Genomic DNA, 20,095 nt, shown 5'->3' on the forward strand with positions numbered 1-20,095 from the left:
GTTAATTTTATTAGCCTAGGATAGCATCAATAACAGGCTTAGTCGACCCACCTGGGTAAAATACATACAACAACAAGTAAACCATAACTCCCGATGGAGAAGTAATTAACCACATAATTGCGGTGTAACGGCCAATTTTCCTGTGTTTGGCAAACTTCTTCTTATAAGCTAGCAATAAAGTTATTATCCCGAATACACCCGAAGTGGTTGCAAAAATAATGTGACAGAGCAGGAAGATATAATAGGCATCGCGAACTGCGACTGGAGCTGATTCTGAAAAGGCAGTATTACCAAGAAATATCGTACGTGATACATATAACAGAAAAAAGATTAACGCAAAAATTGCACCGGCAGTCATGAACTTTTGATGAAGTTCCCTTCGGCCTTTTATGATTTGGTACCAACCGATTGCTACCAAGATCCCACTGATCGCAATAAAAGTCGTACACATTAATGGTAATATAGTATGCATCTCAAATCCCCCATCACTCTACCGTATTAATTATACTGTTAACAGGCAACTCAAGAAAACTTAATTGTTGCTTGTTGCCAGTGACGAATGCAATGGGTTTCGTTGAGTAATTTCCCCAAAAGCTTCTTTTTCATCGTCTTCTTCTTTTTTCTTCTCTCTCCGATACCAGTTAAAGAAGATATAAGCCAAAGCTACACCATAAACTATCTCTTGAATAATTTTCATCAGCGTTCCACCGAGCTGCTGGTCTTCAATAGGCGGCAATACGAAATTAATCATTTGTGAGCCTTGAACATAAGCTGGATAGAGCAAATTATCTGAAAAAATAATCAAGGCACAAGCTGGCGTTAACAGGACCCCATTAAAGAATACATAGCCCATTTTCTGAAAATCGGACATACGCTTCCATTCAGGCAATGTGCAGAAAACCGGACACCACATCATAAAAGCTGTTATCGCTAGTACCCAATGGTACGTGTTATGAATAAAGGTATGATCAAAAGAGTAGTTAAAAATTAGCGGAATATGATAAAACGAAAATAACAAATTGAATAATAAGCCGGCAATTAGTGGATGTGTAAACGGGAATATCCATTTACGGACGAATGCCTTCATCAGCACCGGACGCAACAACCAATCCGGCATCGCGATAAAGAATATCGGCGGCAGGATTAAATAAATCAAGGTTTGCTGGAACATATGAAAGCTAAAGATCATTCCATGGCTATAGTAATTAATCGGACTGCCCTGTGCAATATAGAGAATTACAATTGATGTAACAAACAGCAGTTTTTTGCCTAGCTTCACTTCTGAAGAACCTGCAAAACGTTGGCGCAAAGGGCCAATCAACTGAAAGTATACATAAGTTATGATCATCAATATTAAGAATAGCCCCGGACTCCACATAGCAGCAAAGCCGCCGGACATATCGTGCATTGAATCCATATTTATTTTGCCTCCCAAGGATAAACTTTACACCGTCTTTAAGACGGAGCGTTTGTCCGGAATTCTAAGTTCAGTATAGAAATTTCCTTATACTTTCTTAGGATTTTAAAAAGAAAAGACGCGTTTAAATGAATAAACGCGCACTTTGACTTTACCACCAGATCCAGTAAACAGCAGCAATCGAAGCTGTAACAGCTACAAAAGCTCCAGTAAATAGGAACATCAAAGGGAATAAATGATCCCTTTCCTTAGCATGCATCCATACATATACCTGAAAAATAGCTTGAGTAATGGCAAGACCCAACAAGAAAGCAATTAAGAAAGAGCGGTCAAGCCCACCATAGATAACAATAGCAAACGATAACATCGTCAGTAAAATAGAGATAATATAAGCCAGATAGTGATTCTGTGGCCCTTCAGTCTTATGCCTTTTTAACGGCAATGAAGCATGCTCGGAATGATGATCGCTCATTGGCTTAGCCCACCTTTCCCATCAAGTAAACGACAGTGAAGATAAATACCCAAACAACGTCGATAAAATGCCAGTAAAGACTTGCTACATAAAATTTTGGTGCAGTAACTACAGTAAGGCCTCTACGATAACCTTGGTAAACAAGCAATCCGATCCAACATACCCCAAATGCAACGTGGGCACCATGGAAACCAACCAAGGTGTAAAACGAGGTCCCAAATGCACTACCTGCAAAGGTATGATGTTCCTCTACGTAAGTTCTAAACTCGGTAATTTCTAAGATCAAAAAGCCTAATCCCATGACTATGGTAACAATAAACCAATTCAACATCGACTTAACTTTACCTGCATGCATGGACATCATGGCGAATACGCTCGTTAAACTACTTGTTAAGAGAATAAAAGTTGAAATCGCCACTAAACCTAATTCAAACAATTCATTGGCAGTCGGACCATCATTAGTTCCGTTGCGAAGCGCTACAAATGTAGCAAACAAGGTTCCGAACAATACGGTTTCCCCACCAAGGAATAACCAAAAGCCAAGAATTTTATTTCTGCCCTCTAGGGTTGCCTTTTCCGGTTCCGCCGGTAAAACGCCGCTAATATCATGTGAGCTCATTAGCCTTTGCCCCCTTCTTTTTCTAACTCTTCAAGACTGACGTGCCAGCCTTTATCATCATTCATCGAACGAATGAACATACATACAAAGGTAATACCCACACCTATTATTGAAACATAATAATCATGGAATAAATGGAACAATAAAGTGTTATCAAACGGTTCACGAGCATACATAAAGCCGTAGCCTGCAATGAATAATCCAAGTGACATTACAAAAGGCAGAATGGAGTTCGATGGCATATGAATCGGACCTAATGGCTCCGCTGCAGTCATCTCTTTATTACCTGCCATTTTTTCCTTCCAGAATGGATCCAGACCACGCACTAATGGAGTTAATCTAAAGTTATATTCTGGAGGCGGAGAAGGAATTGTCCACTCCAACGTACGTCCATCCCAAGGATCGGCTGCTGCATCCGGCTTTTTCATTGCTGTGATAATGATATTGTATAAGAAAATTATTGTTCCTATACCCATCATACCGGCACCAATGGTACTTAGTAAATTACCCATCTCCAACCCGACACCAGGCTCATACGTGAAGACACGACGCGGCATTCCCATTAAACCTAAGAAATGCTGAGGGAAGAACGTAAGATGGAAACCAAGTACAAAAATCCAAAACATCCATTTCCCTAAAGTTTCACTCAATGTGCGTCCGAACATCTTTGGCCACCAATAGAACAAGCCTGAGAAAACACCTAACACGATACCACCGACGATAACGTAATGAAAATGCGCTACAACGAAGTAAGAATCATGATATTGAAAGTCAGCTGGCGGTACTGCAAGCATTACACCTGTAACTCCACCCATTACAAAGGTTGGTACGAATGCAACTGCAAACAACATAGCTGTGGTAAAGCGAATTTGCCCGCCCCACATTGTAAACAACCAGTTGAAAATTTTAACTCCCGTTGGAACAGCAATTGCCATAGTGGCTACTGCAAAAATTGAGTTGGCAACTGGGCCAAGTCCTGTAGTAAACATATGATGGACCCAAACCATGAATGCCAAGAAGCCGATTAAGACTGTGGCAAATACCATGGAGCTGTAACCAAACAATCTTTTGCGAGAAAACGTTGGAATAACTTCTGAGATAATCCCAAACGCAGGCAGAATAAGAATATAAACTTCAGGATGCCCGAAAATCCAGAATAAATGCTGCCATAAAACGGTGTTTCCACCCTTGCCTACTTCAAAGAAGTTTCCGTGAAACAGTCGATCAAACATTAGCTCAACAAGTCCAACCGTAATGGCTGGGAATGCGAACAATACTAGTGCCGATGTGATGAAAGCAGTCCATGTGAACAAAGGCATCCGCATGAAGGTCATGCCTGGTGCACGCATGTTGATAATCGTAACGAGGAAATTAATCCCCCCAATAAGCGTACCTAAACCGGCAATCTGCAAACCAAGAACATAGAAATCGACCCCATGTCCACTAAATGTAGTGGAGAGAGGAGCATAAGCCGTCCAACCTGCATCCGGCGCTCCACCTAAAAACCAGCTTGTATTCATAAGCAGTCCGCCAAAGAAGAACAGCCAGAACCCAAGTGCATTAACGAATGGATAAGCTACATCTCGTGCGCCAATTTGCAACGGTACAACTGCATTCATAAATCCAAAAATCAATGGCATCGCAGCAAAGAAAATCATCGTTGTGCCATGCATGGTCAAAAGCTGATTGTACGTTCCGCCGATAAACAGCGTTTGATCTGGAAACATCAGCTGTAAACGAATTAACAAAGCTTCAAGTCCGCCAGCCAAAAAGAATAGTCCGCCAGCTAAAAAATACAATATAGCAATTTTCTTGTGATCCACTGTCGTAAGCCAATCCATAAGATAGCTTCGCTCTTTCTTACTCGTATGTGCATGTGCAGCATGTGACAACGTGGTAACCCCCTATTCCTCTTATTTCAAAGTGTTTAAGTACTTGATGAGCTCAGCAATTTTATCTTTGCCAAGTGGTTGGTCTGTTGCTTTATCTATTACCTGCGGCATTAAAGTACCCGGTTTTACATCGTTAGGATTTTCAATCCATTTTAACAGATTTGCATCGCTTTCTTCTGGAGTCTTGCGATCCAGTATCCCCGCAATTTCAATCCGATTAGCGAAGCCGTTCAGATTCGGTCCAAAGCCTGCTCCATTGCTTTCAATAGCATGGCATTGCAAGCAGTTCTCTTTAAAGATTGCTTCTCCAGCAAGCGCATCAGCCGGAACAGCAGCTAAAGGAGCTTTCATTTTCTGAATCCAAGCATCGAATTCAGCTTGTGTGACAGCCTTAACTTTAAAATCCATTAAAGTATGCGAAGCACCGCAAAGCTCTGCGCACTTGCCTTCATAAATACCTGGCTCATCCGCTTCCAGGTAGAGAATATTCACACTTCCATCACCTGGATTAGAGTCAATCTTACCGCCAAGTGACGGCACCCAGAAGGAGTGATTCACATCGCCGGAATTAATTTCAAACGAAACATGCTTTTTAATCGGAATTAGAATTTCTTGGGCTGTATTGATTTCATAATCACCATATTTAAACTGCCACCAGAATTGATGTCCGACTACCTGAATATGCACGGCATCCTTATCTTTGCGATAATCCGTTGCATGTTTGAACGTATATTGAACCGTCGGCACTGCAATAATCAACAATAAAATAATCGGAACAACGGTCCAGATAATCTCAAGAACGTGATTACCTTCTACCTGTTCTGGAATACTTTCGTCGCCTTTACGCTTCCGGAAACGAATAAGAACATAGAAATATATTGCAAAAACAATTACAAGTACAAAAATCATAATTCCCAAGCTAAGAATAACCAAATCCAACTGTTCTCTTGCTACTGGTCCTCTTGGATGAAGTGCCGATAGATTAGGATCACCACAGCCTGTCAGAAGTAACGCCAGCATCCCCAATAGAGGCAATATCCGCTTTACAAATTTAAAACGATTCATCATTTATCAACCCCGCTTATCTGTTTTAAACAGGTACCGAAAATTAGCATACACTGTCAATTAACGCAATCACTTCACTAACTATAAATTTGTTAAACTTTTTTGTCAATCTTCCTGCCAGAGTTCACAAATTGTTCTAAAACAGCGGATTTTAAAGATATTATCCCCTTCTGGTTATTTCCTAAAAATAGTGAACTTATGCATTTTTTCCTCCGATTTTAAAGCATAATTTCCAGTTTTAAACCAATGCTATAGATAAATCAACTAAAACTCGGATTATAGGAGGTCTTCCTGATGGTTCTAAGGTTTTTAAAAATAATGTCCACCTTCGCTTTAATTGTTCTAATAATCCCGGCCTGCAGCTTTTATAGCGGTGATAAAGGGGGGAATAGCAAGAATTACACCAGTCTGAGCGATCCCGATTTACAAAGCGGCAGCCGTATGTACGGCTCTAATCAATTAAGCGGTATTGTAATCCATAACAATAAGCAACTTCAATATAGCCGTGAGCTTAGCAATAAGCTAACTAATATCCCCGGTGTCCGCTCTGCTATTGTGATGCTGACTGAGTTAAATGCTTATACGGCGATCCTCATTGATAATTCGGTAACAGGGACCCGCGGACCTAAAAGCCAGGAGGAAACTAATCATACTGGGGCTTCTTTTGGCACCTACGATCCACATACTTTAAACCAAGCTGTGGAGAATTGGCGTTTAGCCACTGGAATTAATAACTATGAAACTATCCAAAATCAGGAAGACATTGCAGCACCCTTCAAGCAAAAGATAGCGACAGTCCTGCGACTTGCAAAACCTCAGATTGAATCCGTGTTTATTTCCGCAAACCGTGATTTTATTAACCAGTTAAACAGCTATGCTATCGAAAGTGGCTGGGGTGATACCACTTCCGATAACCACATAAATGAATTTAATGGCACAGTCAATCGATTATTTGGTGTTCCTGAGGCGGCATTAAAGAAATAAACAGCTATCAAATCAAACATTTTTTAGTCAATTAGCCCTTTTTCGGGCTATTTTTTGCAATTATATCAATTTCAATCGGACAACGACCGCGTTTCGTGGTAAAATGACCTTTAGACCTTAAACGGCTTAGGATTTATAATAGTAAAAAAGCAAACCTATTTAGATGAAGGAGATAATTTGAAATGGCAAAAGATTTTATTAGTTTGAATATACGCGAGGAGTTAGTCAAGGCACTCCATGAAACAGGTGTCATTGAACCAACCCCTATTCAAGAGAAAGCGATCCCGATTTTACTGGCTGGTCAAGATATAATTGCACAAGCCCAAACCGGCACAGGGAAAACGCTTGCTTTTGTGCTGCCGATTTTGGAAGCTATTGATTTGAATAAATCAGCTGTACAAGCTTTGATTGTTACGCCAACACGTGAATTAGCGATTCAAATCGCGGCTGAAGTCAAAAAACTAGCTCCTGTTATTGGAGCCAATGTGCTTGCTGCTTATGGCGGGCAAGATGTAGATAAACAGGTTCATAAGCTTAAGGGCGATGTGCATATCGTCATTGGAACGCCAGGAAGATTGCTTGATCACTTACGCAGACAAACCGTTAGCTTCGGCAAATTGGATATGCTTGTATTAGATGAAGCTGACCAAATGCTGCACATGGGTTTTCTTGCTGAGGTTGAAGAGATTATTGCTCAAACTCCAACACGCAGACAAACGATGTTATTCTCAGCTACAATGCCTGCTCCCATTCGTGCTTTAGCGAAACAATATATGAAGGAACCCGTTGATATTCAAATTGAAGCCAAACGGATTACTTTGGATGAAATTGAACAAGTGGTAATTGAAACAAACGACCGTGAGAAAGATGCCGAATTGATTAAATTGATTCAGCAGTACAATCCATATTTAGCCATGGTGTTCTGTCGGACTAAGAAACGTGCAGGAGCGCTTAATAAAGCATTGCAAGAACAAGGCATGTCCTCGGATGAGCTGCATGGCGATTTATCACAAGCCAAGCGCGAGCAAGTCATGAAAAAATTCCGTGAAGCTAAGATCCAAATTCTTGTGGCTACCGATATGGCAGCAAGAGGGATTGATGTCGAAGGCATTACTCATGTTTTTAACTATGACATTCCACATGATGTAGAAAGCTATATCCACCGAATCGGACGGACTGGGCGTGCTGGTAGAAAAGGGATTGCTATTACTTTCTCGACACCGCATGACCGTGCTTACTTGGAGCAAATTGAGCGCGGCATTCAGCAGCAATTAGGCGGAGAGCAGCGTTCGAAGCAAGGCGGTTTAGGTCGCAATGGCGAACGTACTGTAGGTGGCAACGAACGAGCTCCAAGAACAGCTGGAGCTTTCGGCTCAGCTAAAGGCGGAACTCGCGGAGCAACAACAGGCGGTAGACGTGGAGCACGCAGCAGCGAGGAACGCGGCGGGCGCGGGACTGGTTCTGCTAGAGCAGGCGTTGGCGAACGCGGTGATCGTAGTGCTGCCGGAGTTGAAAGAAGTATCCGTGGAGCTGGAGCTAGAGATGCTGCAGGCGGAGCGCGGAGTGAAGTTCGCGGAGCTGGAGCTAGAGGCGCTGCGGGCGGAGCACGGAGCGAAGTTCGCGGTGCACGGAGTGAAGTGCGTGGCGGGCGGAATGAAATGAATGGTGCGAATGTTCGCGGGCGCACAACGACTGGCATCGGACGTGCTGGCGAAACGATTGAGCCGCGCAGCACAGGCCGACAAGGCAGCGGCATGCAGCTCCGCCAAGAGCGCAGCGAAGCATCGCCTCGCGTAATGCGCGAGGGGAACTTCAGCAACGCGGCGAGTCGCGTGCGTGGCGGCGAAGCCGCAGCAGCACCGCGCGCGGGAGCTGAGCGCGGTGAGAGAACGGCGGGACGAGGTCCCCGCCGTGACGGCAGCGAAGCTGCCACTGCCGCTAGGCCACTTGGCTTATCAGCCAAGGTGGCAGCAGCGAAGAACGAAGCCGCCTGGGGGCGCAAGCCCGAAGGCGAAAAGGTTGATCCCAAGCGCGATCGCGCTTGGCACGGCGCTCCCGCTGCTCCTGAGCAGCGCAGCGGGCGTCCAGCCGGAGCATCGGAGGATGGCGATGCTGGGGCAAGACCAGTAGGAAGACCGAAAGCGCCACGCGGTGCTTCCTCTCCTTACTCACCTTATACCGCATCCAATGGTCGCAAGGATAATATGCCTCAAGATGGCAGTCCTAAGAGCGGCGGTCCAAGAACTGGTGGCCCAAGTACAGGTGGACCACGAGGCGGAGGTCCAAGAAGTGGTGCGCCAAAAGCTGGCGGTCCAAGAACGGGCGGTCCAAAAAAAAGCGGAACAGGCAATCCGGATAACAGAAGCAGAAGCGCTAAAGATAACGGAGCAAAAGGTAATTTCGCCGCAAAATCACAACGTAAAGGTAAATAAATAAATTTATATACCATATAGCTAATTTAAGTTAATCTATATTTATAGTGAGAAGCACTCGCCATTAAGACGGTAACCCGTCTTAATGGCGTTTTCTCTTTTCCATTAGTGAGAAAGGTTGTGAAAAATGACATTCGAAGAAGAATACGAGAAATTTATCCAGCATCATGGCTCAACTAGAAAAGGCGAGTCTTTAAGAAGATTATTAGACGGTCACGGTTACGGTGAAAAACTATTGTTAAAAAAGGTATGGTGGCCTGCATTCAAGAACTTTGATTTTCTTTATCCCGAGTATGCTGTAACCGATATGCGTTATGGGACATACTACTTGGACTATGCATTTATTCCTGATCCCGAGCTTCTTCAGCTGGATCTAGAGGCAGATGGATTTGGCCCGCATGTGCAGCAAATGGATCGTCGACAGTTTACAGATCAATTGAATCGCCAGAATTTCTTAGTAGCCATGGACTGGAAGATTCTGCGGTTTTCGATTGACGAGATTAAAGAAAACCCGACTCGTTGTATTCAATATTTACAATTGCTCCTCGGCAAATATTACGGGGTCAACCAACCATCAAATATGATTACATTACAAGAACGGGAAGTATTGCGGTTGTGTTTAAAGCTCGGAAAGCCCATTACCATCAAGGATGTGGCCTACCACCTAAAGCTTCATCGTAATTCTGCGCAATCCTTATTAAGAAAATTAGCTGAAAAGCAATGGATTCTTCCTTTAAAAAGGGATGCTATACGAGTAAGAGCTTATAAAGCTAATGAAAGTAAAATTAATCAGTTACTAGTTTAATTAAGTATCACGCCTACTAACTATTTATGCACAAAAACTATGCTAATATTGCTTCATATTTCGTATACTAACACTATAAGCATAGCGATTGTGCCTATAACAGGACGAACGTCTTAGAACCCTTGGTTTTCATAGTTTTTAGCACAGTATCTGTGCTTATAGCCAACTTTCCAACTAGAGCATTCCTGATAAGCACAATTATTGTGCGTATGAGCTTTCAAAAGCTTCTCCACTACCTCTTCCCATTAAAATGGCAATATTTCAACAGTTATTTGTAAGTATTTATTAATTTTACGGCTTGTCGCTTTACCAAAGGTACAAAAACCAGTAAAATATAGCTATATCTGAGGAGGGATTCTATGTACGAATTAAAGGACAAAGAATTGATTTTTGTTTTTACAGGACCCAATGGAGCCGGCCGTAAAACGGTTGCCGATATGGCTGGGCTTACCTTGAATATTAAGCAGGTCCTCTCCTATACGACCAGAACCAGAAGAGCCAACGAGGTAGAGGCTGAAGATTATTTCTTCATAACCAAAGCGGATTTTGATGTCGCACATGAGCAAGGACAATTTATTGAAATCATAGAATTCGCTGGGAATTCCTACGGAATTAAAAGTGAAGATATAGAAAGCCAGTTGGAAGCAAGCGGTTGCATTTATTTAATTCTAAATCGTGAAGGTGCCAATATTCTGAAAAAGCTTTATGGCGATAAAGTCATAAGAATTTTCATTTATGCAGATCGAGACGAATTGATTAAACGTCAGCAAGAACGCGGAGATTCACCCGAACAGATTGCTAGGTATATGAACGACTTTGAAAAAGAATCAGCAAACCGCGAGGAATGTGAGCATCTCTACGATAATTCAGATCTTTCCCATACCATGTACGATATCACCAAGACATTAGAAAAGTATTTAGACCGCAGCCTTCAAGATTTGGATTAAACGCGATGAAAATTATCTCTATGGAGCCCACCCCAAGTCCTAATTCCATGAAGCTCAACTTAGATGTACGGTTACCAGATGGAATACAATACACTTTTACACAAAGCAATAAACAAAGTGCACCCGAATATGGCCAAAAGCTTTTAAGTATTCCTGATGTCAGTAGTTATTTTCAAACCGCTGATTTCATTGCTTTGGATCGACTATCTAGAGGAAGCTGGCAGCTTATTCTTGAAAAAGCCAGAGAGATATTAGGTAAATCGGATTCCATCAAACCGAATCAGCTTGAACCATCAGCAGCACCTAGTACAGCAGCACTCTCTAGTGATGCTTCTGATTCTGGATTTGGTGAAATCAAAGTACTGATCCAAATGTTTCGCCAGATTCCTATGCAAATTCGTGTATCGACTGGGTTGGAAGAGAAACGCGCAGCATTGCCTGAACGCTTCATTAAAGCTGCAACAGAAGCAGGATTGGCTTCACCTAATTTAATCCAAGAACGCAAGCTAGTGGAATATGGAATTCGTTATGGTGAATTACAAGATGTTCTGGAGCAAATTCTTAATGAGCTCGAAGCTACTTATGTGGACGAACAACTGACTCAATTAGTCACTGAGGCTACAAAAGCTACCTACCAAGCTTCTGATTCTCCCTTACAATTGTCTTCTAAATCTACCTCTTTAGCGGATTTATCTGCCGCTTTGGAAAATGAGGACTGGCATAAACGTTATGCTGCTTTGAAATCGCTTCGTCCTACTATGGAAGCTTTGCCCTTATTGGCCCAAGCATTGGATGATCCGCATATATCTGTACGCAGAATGGCCGCCGTCTATATCGGTGATATTAAAGAACCAGAGGTTTTACCTTATCTCTACAAAGCTCTGGTCGATCGTTCACCTGCCGTACGTCGGACAGCTGGAGATACCCTTTCCGATCTAGGCGATCCCGCAGCAATTGGCGCAATGACTCAAGCTCTTAAGGACACTAGTAAAATAGTCAGATGGCGCGCAGCGCGTTTTCTATATGAAGTTGGAGATGAATCTGCGATCCCTTCTCTTCGCGAGGCGTTGGAGGATTCCGAATTTGAAATACGAATGCAGGTTAAGCTCGCCCTTGAACGGATTGAAGGCGGAGAAGCAGCCGTTGGCTCAGTTTGGCAGCAAATGACGAACCGTGATAAACCTGAAACCGAAAAACCGCCTGCTGGAGATTAACTCCAAATGGCGGTTTTTTGTTGTACAAGCACGTTTATATGGTATCTGCATCTCTAATTAGTCGATTAATCACTTTTTTATTAAGCTCTTCTACTTTATTCATATACTTAACAACAGTTAGTACAAATGTGGCATGAGACCATGTCAAAGGAGCTACCGATACCGGACTTCCATCCAATGGATCCAGCTGCTCAGAGAGCACTCCACTTTCCATGGCGTATTTCACTACCCATTCGAGCGTTTTGCGTGGAGTTTCTAGTTCCTCAATGGATTTAGCACACTCGATTTCCCACTCTGCGACCCATAAGGTACAGATAATCCAAGGGTTGCCTGGCACTTGATTGATATCCATGGAACGTTGAAAGTAGTAGTCATTATGATAACGAGCAATCCCGCCAATATGGGTTTTTACAGATAAACCTTCCTTAATCGAGACCATCGTTTTCACGACACGCTCATCATCCGCAGGCAGAACGCCAAACTCAAAAATCCCATAAACACTGCTTTCTAGTGTCATATCCTGAATCCATTCGCCGTCCTTTAGGTAAATCCCGCGAGCAAACCGACCATGCTCTTCGTTCCACAAATGCTTCAGCATGCCCTTTTTAATATTCTCTGCTGCATTGTAGTACCGTTTGCTGCGCTCATCATCTCCGAATAGCTTAGCAAAATTCGAGGCAGCCATAATTCCGCCATAGACAGCAGAAGTGGTAAATGTGAAAATCCCATATCGCTCTTCCCATAGATCATAGCTAGGTTTAGGCAATTGCAGCTGTGAATCTACATAAGTATAAAGAAATCTCGCTGCTTTTCGAATCAAATTGCGATATAACGATTGAGGCAGTTCAACATCCTTCGTTTTCAGAAAGTCCTGCCATAAAGTGAACAAAACCAGTGCCGTTTCATCCTCTTGAATAGGAAGCTGTTCTTTACCCTCATGAAAATAAGGATGCCAGCTTGAGCCTACGGTTCCATCTGGGTTGTATTTATGCAATAAATATCCTTCAGGTGTCAATGCTTTAGCACAGAAATGGAAGAACGGGGCAATGACCCCTTGATAACCTGCCATCGACATTGCATAAGCGACTAACGCTCCATCTCTAGGCCACATGTAACTATAATGATCACGATTAAATTGGAGGATATCACTGTCATTTGCCGCAATAATAGCTCCATTCACATCGACTTGCGTTCTCACAATCAAGAGGCTGTGTTTAAATAGCTTAATTACGCCTGCATCTAAGTCTGCATAATCGCGGTCTAGCTTATTCGCCCAACGCTGCCAATAAATCTGTACTCGGTTCAATAAACTGCCTGGGTGACTTACAAGCACGTAAGTGTCTAGCTTCTTCACCTCATCCAAGCTTTTTCCTGCACTCATCCAATAATAAGCTTCTTGCTTGCCAACGCCAGGCAACATCATCCTTAGACTTATGGTACTGTCAACGGAGCCTTGGGATATTTCATTCCCCATCAAAGTTCCATCTTCTGCATCCTTCCAAGTTCCTTCAGCACCATGAAACCTTTTTACTCCAGTTGTATGCTGAAAAATACCTTCGCCTCCAGCAATACCATTAAACATAAAGTAATTATCTTTCTTATAATGAAAAACTGTATTGCTGGCAGGGTAATAAACCGCCGTATCGCCAACTTCAGTTTCATTGATATTCAAGTCTTGATTAAAGAAAATCCTAACCTCACGTTCATGAGATTGATGATTAACAACAATAATTCTCTTTAAATAAATCGAATCCCGCTGATGGACGCCATCATTCATTAATAAAGTAATGCCTAGCGAATTATTAACCGCTTCTACATCTGTTACAAGTGAGTCTTCGATATAAGATAGCTTCATCGTCCATTCTGGATCATCTAACCAGCTGAACTGTCCGTCTACCCAAATGCCCACTCGACAACGATATCCGCCGACGTGATTTAATTGTCCAACAAAAGGGTAGTAGATATCACGGATATACGCGTTCTGATCTAAATTAACTAGAATTTTTCCGTTTCCTACGACCAAATGTCTGGGCATGTCACCACTACCTTACTTAAAGTATTTGCTATTCTATGATACATTTTTGTTAATTGTACTATACGCTCTGGATGTTTACTAGTAAGAAAAGGTAAAAAAAGCTCCAACACATTACGTTAGCGCTTCCATTTAATAATATTAACGAAATTGCCTTGAAGGCTGATTATTTATTTGCAAATTTAAGGTATAATTGAATTATCCACGAAAAGAGGTGTTTCCATTGAGAGAAATTTTCACTCCTGGCCATTTATTGATAATTGCCGCTGTAGCTCTAATATTCTTCGGACCTGCTAAGCTCCCTGAGCTTGGACGAGGCTTTGGTAAAATGATACGCGAATTCAAATCAGGTACTAAAGAAAATCTCGCAGAGACTGAAGCAGCAGCAGAATATAGTCCAGAATCACCAGTTAAAGCCTCAAGCATCCCAACCTTTGTCGAAGCTAATCCAGCGGAACCAACAGACAGACGCCGTCTTCCTTAAAAGTATCGTTACCTTACCTAATTAAACAACAAAAAGCAGCTGCCAGATTGAACAGCTGCTTTTTGTTGTTTATTTTTACTTTACAGCATCGACTTTTTTAAGAATAATCCATTCCACAATAATGAAGTTTAACAAGAGCCCGACCCAAATGTTAACATTCAGCACTTCTTCAACCATCTGCTCTCTTCCTCCGGGAATAGTTAACCCGTTTAGTAGAAAATAAGAAAGCAGTAGCAGAGGGACAACTATTCGTGCACTTACTGCCACAAGAGTTATCCCAAAGCTGCGGATCATCCAGATCCTATGTTCCTTAAATTGGCCTTTCATAGCATAGCGATATCCCTTCCAGCACGTGACTAACCAAACCATCGTTAATGCGAGAAAAGCCAATGCCTTCGTGAAATTTTCCACATAGAATACAACCACGAGCGCCAACAAGCCGCTAATAAATACACTTATCACATAAGCCCGTCCGAGATAACGATGCAGCTTTGGATACTGAATTCGAATACGTTCAATGAATTGTAAGAAGCCAGTTACTAGTGCAATAAATGCAAAAATGATATGAGTCACTAAAAGTGGAAACTGAATATTTTTCGATGCAATAGCCACACGGGCTCTTGCCGGATCTAAGGTTAAGTATGGCAGCATGAATGGAATCATAACCCCAAGGGAGACGATAAATAGAATCCACCAGCTTCTTTTCTGCTTCAACTTCAGAATCCTCCCCTACCTCTCCACTCGCTCTATTTTTATTTTCATCAAATAAGGAAATAACCAGATTAGTCCTAGCACATAGATAATGACTGCAAAAAATGCTGGTAGAAGATGCCAGAAGTTTGTATATCCAATGTTAAGATGCACACTGAATACGGCCAGAAATCCCGGAAAACCACCAGCTGCCAGAGCCCACCAAACCCATTTTCGACCTTGGCTTATTCCCCATAATGATGTAGCCAGAATAGCTATAGCATCACTGAACAAGGCACCGCCAAAACCTGCCCGATCATGCGCAATTAAAGCAAGCAAATGTGGATTAAGCTGGCCAATTCCATCATGGGTAGATTCTAAATATGCTAAATCCGTGGACACAAAGATATGTGTAATCCCAACGATAGAAATGGTCGCTCCACCGATCGCCAATGCAAAACCAAGTACAACAAACATCAGCTGGCCCCACTGTGCCATAAACCAGGTGCGATCATTAAGTAAATTAGGCTGCTCACGTGAAGGCTCATCTGCTCGTACTCTCATTGCAAGAATAAACATGGGGAATAAAGCCGCAGCAACAAAAGCATGAAGCGGATCAAAATAACCATGTCCCAGATAAAGGAAAAAACTGCTGAAGCCAACAATTCCCGAAGCTAGCAAGGCAGTTTGCGCCCAGTGCTGACCCTGCCTTAATCCGTATTTACCCAGCTGAAAATAAAGAATACCTAGGGAAATCATTGTGCCTGCAAGTGTAATACGGTCATGGGACATAAATGGCAGAAGGTTATGATTCATATGCATAAGTGATGTTTTTGCGGTCCCTAGAAATGTTTCGTCATATGGAAGCATTACACGAGTTGCTGCAATCACCCATGCCATAACTCCACCAAAGATCATTCCAATACCTAATAAACACATCCAACCCCAGCTTTTCCAAAAGCTCGGCATAGGATGCGGCTCCACCGTACGAATTCTTTCATAGATAATAGCTTCATTAATTCGTTTGGGCAGACCGGGTCCCGAATAAACTAAACCACTATGCAGCTGAATGTAATCGGCTCCTGCATCGATATAATCCAAGGCATCCTGAGGCTGATGAACACCTGCTGTAGCAATTATGGCAAGTTCACCCTTACATGCCTCACGAATCAACCTTGTTTTCTCAATCCCAATCTGTAATCCTCGGTGTCCCACCGTATAACCTTGATCTGAATGTATGTAGTCGCCAATAACTATACCTTGCCACAAATGGAGCTCTAATTTATTCAGTAAATAATTTAAAATGTCCAAGGACAGATCTAAGGGAATGTAAATGAAAACCGGCAATCCCGGATCAAGTTTTTTTGCTTTTTCACGGATATTTATTAGGATATTCTCTATTTGCTCTAGGCTCCACAATTCATCTATTACATCTATATAGAAGCCAGATGCGTAGGCCCTTAGCTTGTCTAGCATATCAATTTGCTCAAGCATTGCCTCTTCTGCAGAGCTGCCTGGCATTTGTCTGATTCTCAGCATGAGCGGATGCCTGTGTCCTTGTTTTTTCTGCATTCTAGAGATAACGGCTTGAAGTCCTTCATTTACATATGCGTTTGGATAATGAATGGCTTCATTCTCAATGTCTCGCACGATCATTCGACTATCTTCAATTTCAAGGGTCGTAATTGGCCCAACTTCAATAAAACCAAAACCAAATTGAGCTAGTGCTGCTTGAGCCTTACCATGGATATCTAGGCTCCCACTTAAACCAACTGGATACTTCAGCTTGCACCCAAAGCGACTCGTTTCAAGAATCGGATAAGATTCCATATGACCAAGGGTTCGAATAACCAGCGATCCCCATGGCATTTTACTTAAGCTGCCCATAGCTAGTAAAGTAAGGTCTCTTGCACTATCTGAAGGAATTAAAAATAGAAGTGGGCGGAATAAAGTACGATAAGACCAATCTGGCATAAATATCCCCTATCTATAACCTAAGATTAACATCAAATACATGCTTTAATTGATTGTACTTAATAACTGCCTGTGCTCTTGAGGTAACCCCTAACTTAACATAAATTTTGCGAATATAGTTATCAATGGTTCGCTTGCTCATACGGATCACATCAGCAATCTGCTCATTTGTTGAACTATTAACGATCATTTCCATGATCTTTATTTCATCCGCATCCAATAAATTAGTCGGTTCTACTTCATTCCTCAATACCCTCATTTGGTGGAAGGTTGGAATCGGTAATATTGTATGGTTTTCAAGCAGAATAGTGATTAAGCTCTTTATGAGCGCGCCACTGGATTCTTTAGAGATAATGGCGCTAACTCCTATTCCGATTAGATGATTATATAAATGCGCAATATCAATCCCCGTAAAAATAACAAGATGGATCATTGGATAAGCCGCCTTTATTATTTTTGCAAGCTCGTCCCCATACTGATCCGGAAGATTGAAATCGAGAAAAACGATATCAGGTTTAGTAAATTCCACCATTTCCAAACAGCTTTTCCCAGTAAGTGCAATACCAACAATCTGTACAAAATCAATTTGCTCCAATGTTTGCAGCGTTGCTTCCGCCATTAAAGGGTGGTCATCCACGATCAGAATTCTGATTATTTTGCTCATACGGCTATTCCTTTCAGATTAGGTATTCGTACGGTTATAGCAACTCCGTGATTATTGTTTGATTCTAATTCTAAATGTCCATTGAGGTACATGATACGGCTTTTCATTTGCTCAAGCCCTAGTCCCATATTTGCAAGAGATCTGTGATTACTCTCGTTTCCAATCATTTTAACATCCATCCCGACCCCATCATCGTTATAAAATAAACAAAAATACTCTTCCATAACAGCTAGCTTGAGTGATATCTTAGAAGCATTTGAATGCTTTTTAGCATTCTGGATTAACTCTTGTATAATTCGAAATACATGTTTTTTCACTTCGATATCCAAGCTTTCAATCCTTTCAGCACCTTCATAATAGAAGCCTGTTTCAAAATTACTGGAGCCCATATCCAGCTCAATAGCTGCTTCAATTGTTTTGATAAGTCCAATCCTTTGTAAGAGGTATGGATTTAACTCAAAGCAGCTTTGACGCAAGCTATCATTAACTAGATCAAGATGTTTAATAATACCGATTAATTCCTGACGATCTTGGCCATTGTCCATGTAAGTAACCAAGCTTTTCTTAATCAGCAGAATATCCTGCAAGGTTGTATCATGAAGGTCCGTGGCAATTCGAAATCGTTCCCGCTCCTGTAATTCAAACAACGATTTCCGTAGCCAGACCACATCCCGAGCCGCTTGCTCGTTAGGAATTTGTGAAGCAAGCTCGTGGAGTCTTAAGGTTAGTTTACGAATTAAATACAAGTTCTCCAGGCTGACCGCCAAGTACGAGATAATCAAGCTCAACCACTGTGTTTCCTCTAACCCCAATAAGGTATTGTTTTTCTTCTTAGTTGTGATCAGAAAGCTGGCATACTCTTCATTCCGATTGATTTCAAACACAGAGTAAATTGAATCGTCTAGCTCATCCGAGTTAAAAGCTTGCTCCAATTTTACCAGATCAATGCTGCCTTCACTGATCGTTTCTATCGCATTATGATGTTTAAAAACAATAGCCCCGCCTTTTACCTGCAAGGTGTTAACTATATCTACGAGAATAATATCCTTTAACTCGCGAAAGCTTCTAATCGTTCTAAGATTTTGTGCTATTTTTTTAAGTGCCATCTGTAAATAATATTTGTGTGGAAACATGATTGAATCAAGCTTGGTTACAAAATACTCTAAAAGATAAAGCAGGAATGAGATAATCGTCAAAATCAATAAAAAACTGAAAAACAAATTCTGAAAAGATGCGGTTTGTTTAAAAATAAAGCCCTGTAAGACAACAATGCCCACACTTGGAATCATCGCAATTAATGTGGTATATAGAATTCGTCGCGCGATGATCTGAACATCATACAGCTGCTCGGTCACAATCATGTAGGCAAAACAAAGCGGAAATAACAAGATGAAATAACAAGTAAATATAGGTTCAATGAGTGGCTTCTGGGTAATTAAGTACGGGATTAAAGATAGTGTCACCATGGGTGCACAAGAGACAAAAAACGCGAACCAAACGAATTTAATGATTGGTTTGACGGATGGATTCTGCTTGCTGAATTTAAAATTAATATAGATTAACATGAATAAATTGATTAGGAGCCCGAAAAGGAAGAATATAAAGATTCTTATGGTTTCATCTTTGTAGATTTCATAGTTATGAAAAGGCGTGAAAAAGCTTAATGAAATTAATGCTTTAATTGCTACGTAGCTATATAAAGCATAAACGAGCTTGAGCGGCATTTGAATATTACATTTCTCTTTGAAAAAAATCATCAAAAAATGCAAAAGCACAACAGGTGCCGCAACCGTTGGAACAGTGACTAACATTTTGCCTAGAGTATCCCCTCGAGATGAAGCAGGAATGCTCATGCAAACAATACCCATTAAAATGAATACTAACGCTAAAAACCGTGCCGATTTACTATTTGGGATTTTCAAGTAGATGATGATTGCCATACAAAAGCAGATGATTTCTGCAAAAAGAGAGATATAATCAAAGTTTAAAACTCCATTATGCTTAATCACAATATCGTGATTAACGCCGTCCCTTAAAACGGTAACTGCACCCGCTTGCTCTATATCATGGAATTTTCTAAGTATTTTATATTTTTCAGGAGCTTCACCATCGACTTTAACAATGATATCGCCTACCTGCAGCCCTAAAGTTAAGCTGCTAATATCCTCTTCAAAGCCAGTCACAATATATTGGTTATCGTGGTTTTTAGTAATCTCCACACCGTAATAAGCATTATTAAAGGTCAAGAATAGAAACCAGAATTGTACGGCTAACAAACTTGAAACTACAAGTACAACCAGAAATCGATTTCTCATTATTTACCTCTTCCATGTCTTGCGAATAAACCAAATAAATACAATCATATCAAACAGAAAAGAGATTGCCTATTAGATTTTTTATCTAA

The 20,095-nt window shown here is 41.5% G+C and carries 17 protein-coding genes; 6 read left to right on the forward strand and 11 right to left on the reverse strand.

What is annotated here, in order from left to right; all coding sequences use genetic code 11:
• Positions 1 to 10: 10 nt before the first annotated feature.
• From EHS13_RS30325 to coxB, 6 genes are all read right to left on the reverse strand, one after another.
• Positions 11 to 472: a DUF420 domain-containing protein gene (locus tag EHS13_RS30325; protein WP_155703956.1), complete on the reverse strand. Its 462-nt coding sequence runs from the start codon at positions 470 to 472 to the stop codon at positions 11 to 13.
• Between the two features lie 60 nt (positions 473 to 532).
• Positions 533 to 1,417: a cytochrome c oxidase assembly protein gene (locus EHS13_RS30330; RefSeq protein ID WP_155703957.1), complete on the reverse strand. Its 885-nt coding sequence runs from the start codon at positions 1,415 to 1,417 to the stop codon at positions 533 to 535.
• A 151-nt stretch (positions 1,418 to 1,568) separates the two neighbouring features.
• On the reverse strand, positions 1,569 to 1,889 hold the full coding sequence (locus tag EHS13_RS30335) for a cytochrome C oxidase subunit IV family protein (RefSeq protein ID WP_155703958.1): 321 nt from the start codon (positions 1,887 to 1,889) through the stop codon (positions 1,569 to 1,571).
• A 4-nt stretch (positions 1,890 to 1,893) separates the two neighbouring features.
• The gene (locus EHS13_RS30340) at positions 1,894 to 2,508 is read right to left on the reverse strand and encodes a cytochrome (ubi)quinol oxidase subunit III (protein ID WP_155703959.1); all 615 of its coding nucleotides are present in this window, start codon (positions 2,506 to 2,508) and stop codon (positions 1,894 to 1,896) included.
• Positions 2,508 to 4,349 (reverse strand): cytochrome c oxidase subunit I, encoded by a 1,842-nt coding sequence (ctaD, locus tag EHS13_RS30345; protein ID WP_155705571.1) that lies wholly within the window; start codon positions 4,347 to 4,349, stop codon positions 2,508 to 2,510. The genes EHS13_RS30340 and ctaD overlap by 1 nt, the downstream gene beginning before the upstream one ends.
• A 72-nt stretch (positions 4,350 to 4,421) precedes the next feature.
• Entirely contained in the window at positions 4,422 to 5,465 is a 1,044-nt protein-coding gene (gene coxB, locus EHS13_RS30350) for a cytochrome c oxidase subunit II (protein ID WP_155705572.1), read from the reverse strand.
• Positions 5,466 to 5,759: 294 nt separating this feature from the next.
• On the opposite strand from coxB, the gene EHS13_RS30355 reads away from it, so the two are divergent.
• The 5 genes from EHS13_RS30355 (at position 5,760) to EHS13_RS30375 (ending at position 11,847) form a co-directional block, all read left to right on the forward strand.
• Entirely contained in the window at positions 5,760 to 6,449 is a 690-nt protein-coding gene (locus tag EHS13_RS30355; RefSeq protein WP_155703960.1) for a hypothetical protein, read from the forward strand.
• Positions 6,450 to 6,631: 182 nt separating this feature from the next.
• Entirely contained in the window at positions 6,632 to 8,881 is a 2,250-nt protein-coding gene (locus EHS13_RS37415; RefSeq protein WP_319633397.1) for a DEAD/DEAH box helicase, read from the forward strand.
• 127 nt (positions 8,882 to 9,008) lie between these two features.
• Positions 9,009 to 9,686 (forward strand): PDDEXK family nuclease, encoded by a 678-nt coding sequence (locus EHS13_RS30365; RefSeq protein ID WP_155703961.1) that lies wholly within the window; start codon positions 9,009 to 9,011, stop codon positions 9,684 to 9,686.
• A gap of 359 nt (positions 9,687 to 10,045) precedes the next feature.
• Positions 10,046 to 10,633: a guanylate kinase gene (locus EHS13_RS30370; RefSeq protein ID WP_155703962.1), complete on the forward strand. Its 588-nt coding sequence runs from the start codon at positions 10,046 to 10,048 to the stop codon at positions 10,631 to 10,633.
• Between the two features lie 5 nt (positions 10,634 to 10,638).
• On the forward strand, positions 10,639 to 11,847 hold the full coding sequence (locus EHS13_RS30375; RefSeq protein ID WP_155703963.1) for a virulence factor: 1,209 nt from the start codon (positions 10,639 to 10,641) through the stop codon (positions 11,845 to 11,847).
• A 34-nt stretch (positions 11,848 to 11,881) separates the two neighbouring features.
• On the opposite strand, the gene EHS13_RS30380 is transcribed toward EHS13_RS30375, so the two are convergent.
• On the reverse strand, positions 11,882 to 13,882 hold the full coding sequence (locus tag EHS13_RS30380; protein WP_155703964.1) for a glycoside hydrolase family 15 protein: 2,001 nt from the start codon (positions 13,880 to 13,882) through the stop codon (positions 11,882 to 11,884).
• 220 nt (positions 13,883 to 14,102) lie between these two features.
• Here EHS13_RS30380 and EHS13_RS30385 point away from each other — a divergent pair, with 220 nt between their 5' ends.
• Entirely contained in the window at positions 14,103 to 14,363 is a 261-nt protein-coding gene (locus tag EHS13_RS30385) for a Sec-independent protein translocase subunit TatA/TatB (RefSeq protein WP_319633398.1), read from the forward strand.
• Between the two features lie 75 nt (positions 14,364 to 14,438).
• On the opposite strand, the gene EHS13_RS30390 is transcribed toward EHS13_RS30385, so the two are convergent.
• From EHS13_RS30390 to EHS13_RS30405, 4 genes are read right to left on the reverse strand one after another with little or no spacing between them, the layout of a single operon-like run.
• Positions 14,439 to 15,077: a DUF2306 domain-containing protein gene (locus EHS13_RS30390; RefSeq protein WP_155703965.1), complete on the reverse strand. Its 639-nt coding sequence runs from the start codon at positions 15,075 to 15,077 to the stop codon at positions 14,439 to 14,441.
• Positions 15,078 to 15,092: 15 nt separating this feature from the next.
• Complete coding sequence (locus EHS13_RS30395; RefSeq protein ID WP_155703966.1) at positions 15,093 to 17,027, reverse strand: beta/alpha barrel domain-containing protein; 1,935 nt, start codon at positions 17,025 to 17,027, stop codon at positions 15,093 to 15,095.
• A gap of 13 nt (positions 17,028 to 17,040) precedes the next feature.
• Positions 17,041 to 17,691, reverse strand: a complete 651-nt coding sequence (locus EHS13_RS30400) for a response regulator transcription factor (protein ID WP_155703967.1) — start codon at positions 17,689 to 17,691, stop codon at positions 17,041 to 17,043.
• Complete coding sequence (locus EHS13_RS30405) at positions 17,688 to 20,006, reverse strand: ATP-binding protein (RefSeq protein ID WP_155703968.1); 2,319 nt, start codon at positions 20,004 to 20,006, stop codon at positions 17,688 to 17,690. The genes EHS13_RS30400 and EHS13_RS30405 overlap by 4 nt, the downstream gene beginning before the upstream one ends.
• Positions 20,007 to 20,095 lie beyond the last annotated feature (89 nt).

Origin of the sequence: Paenibacillus psychroresistens, from assembly GCF_009728935.1 — a bacterium.
GTDB lineage: Bacteria > Bacillota > Bacilli > Paenibacillales > NBRC-103111 > Paenibacillus_AC > Paenibacillus_AC psychroresistens.

Bases quoted from the DNA above. Each gene is read 5' to 3' on its own strand.
- EHS13_RS30400 (WP_155703967.1), bottom strand. From the start codon at position 17,691: ATGAGCAAAATAATCAGAATTCTGATCGTGGATGACCACCCTTTAATG.
- EHS13_RS30340 (WP_155703959.1), bottom strand. From the start codon at position 2,508: ATGAGCTCACATGATATTAGCGGCGTTTTACCGGCGGAACCGGAAAAG.
- EHS13_RS30335 (WP_155703958.1), bottom strand. From the start codon at position 1,889: ATGAGCGATCATCATTCCGAGCATGCTTCATTGCCGTTAAAAAGGCAT.
- EHS13_RS30355 (WP_155703960.1), top strand. From the start codon at position 5,760: ATGGTTCTAAGGTTTTTAAAAATAATGTCCACCTTCGCTTTAATTGTT.
- EHS13_RS30395 (WP_155703966.1), bottom strand. From the start codon at position 17,027: ATGCCAGATTGGTCTTATCGTACTTTATTCCGCCCACTTCTATTTTTA.
- coxB (WP_155705572.1), bottom strand. From the start codon at position 5,465: ATGAATCGTTTTAAATTTGTAAAGCGGATATTGCCTCTATTGGGGATG.
- EHS13_RS30370 (WP_155703962.1), top strand. From the start codon at position 10,046: ATGTACGAATTAAAGGACAAAGAATTGATTTTTGTTTTTACAGGACCC.
- EHS13_RS30375 (WP_155703963.1), top strand. From the start codon at position 10,639: ATGAAAATTATCTCTATGGAGCCCACCCCAAGTCCTAATTCCATGAAG.
- EHS13_RS30380 (WP_155703964.1), bottom strand. From the start codon at position 13,882: ATGCCCAGACATTTGGTCGTAGGAAACGGAAAAATTCTAGTTAATTTA.
- EHS13_RS30325 (WP_155703956.1), bottom strand. From the start codon at position 472: ATGCATACTATATTACCATTAATGTGTACGACTTTTATTGCGATCAGT.
- EHS13_RS30365 (WP_155703961.1), top strand. From the start codon at position 9,009: ATGACATTCGAAGAAGAATACGAGAAATTTATCCAGCATCATGGCTCA.
- EHS13_RS30405 (WP_155703968.1), bottom strand. From the start codon at position 20,006: ATGAGAAATCGATTTCTGGTTGTACTTGTAGTTTCAAGTTTGTTAGCC.
- EHS13_RS37415 (WP_319633397.1), top strand. From the start codon at position 6,632: ATGGCAAAAGATTTTATTAGTTTGAATATACGCGAGGAGTTAGTCAAG.
- EHS13_RS30330 (WP_155703957.1), bottom strand. From the start codon at position 1,417: ATGGATTCAATGCACGATATGTCCGGCGGCTTTGCTGCTATGTGGAGT.
- ctaD (WP_155705571.1), bottom strand. From the start codon at position 4,349: ATGGATTGGCTTACGACAGTGGATCACAAGAAAATTGCTATATTGTAT.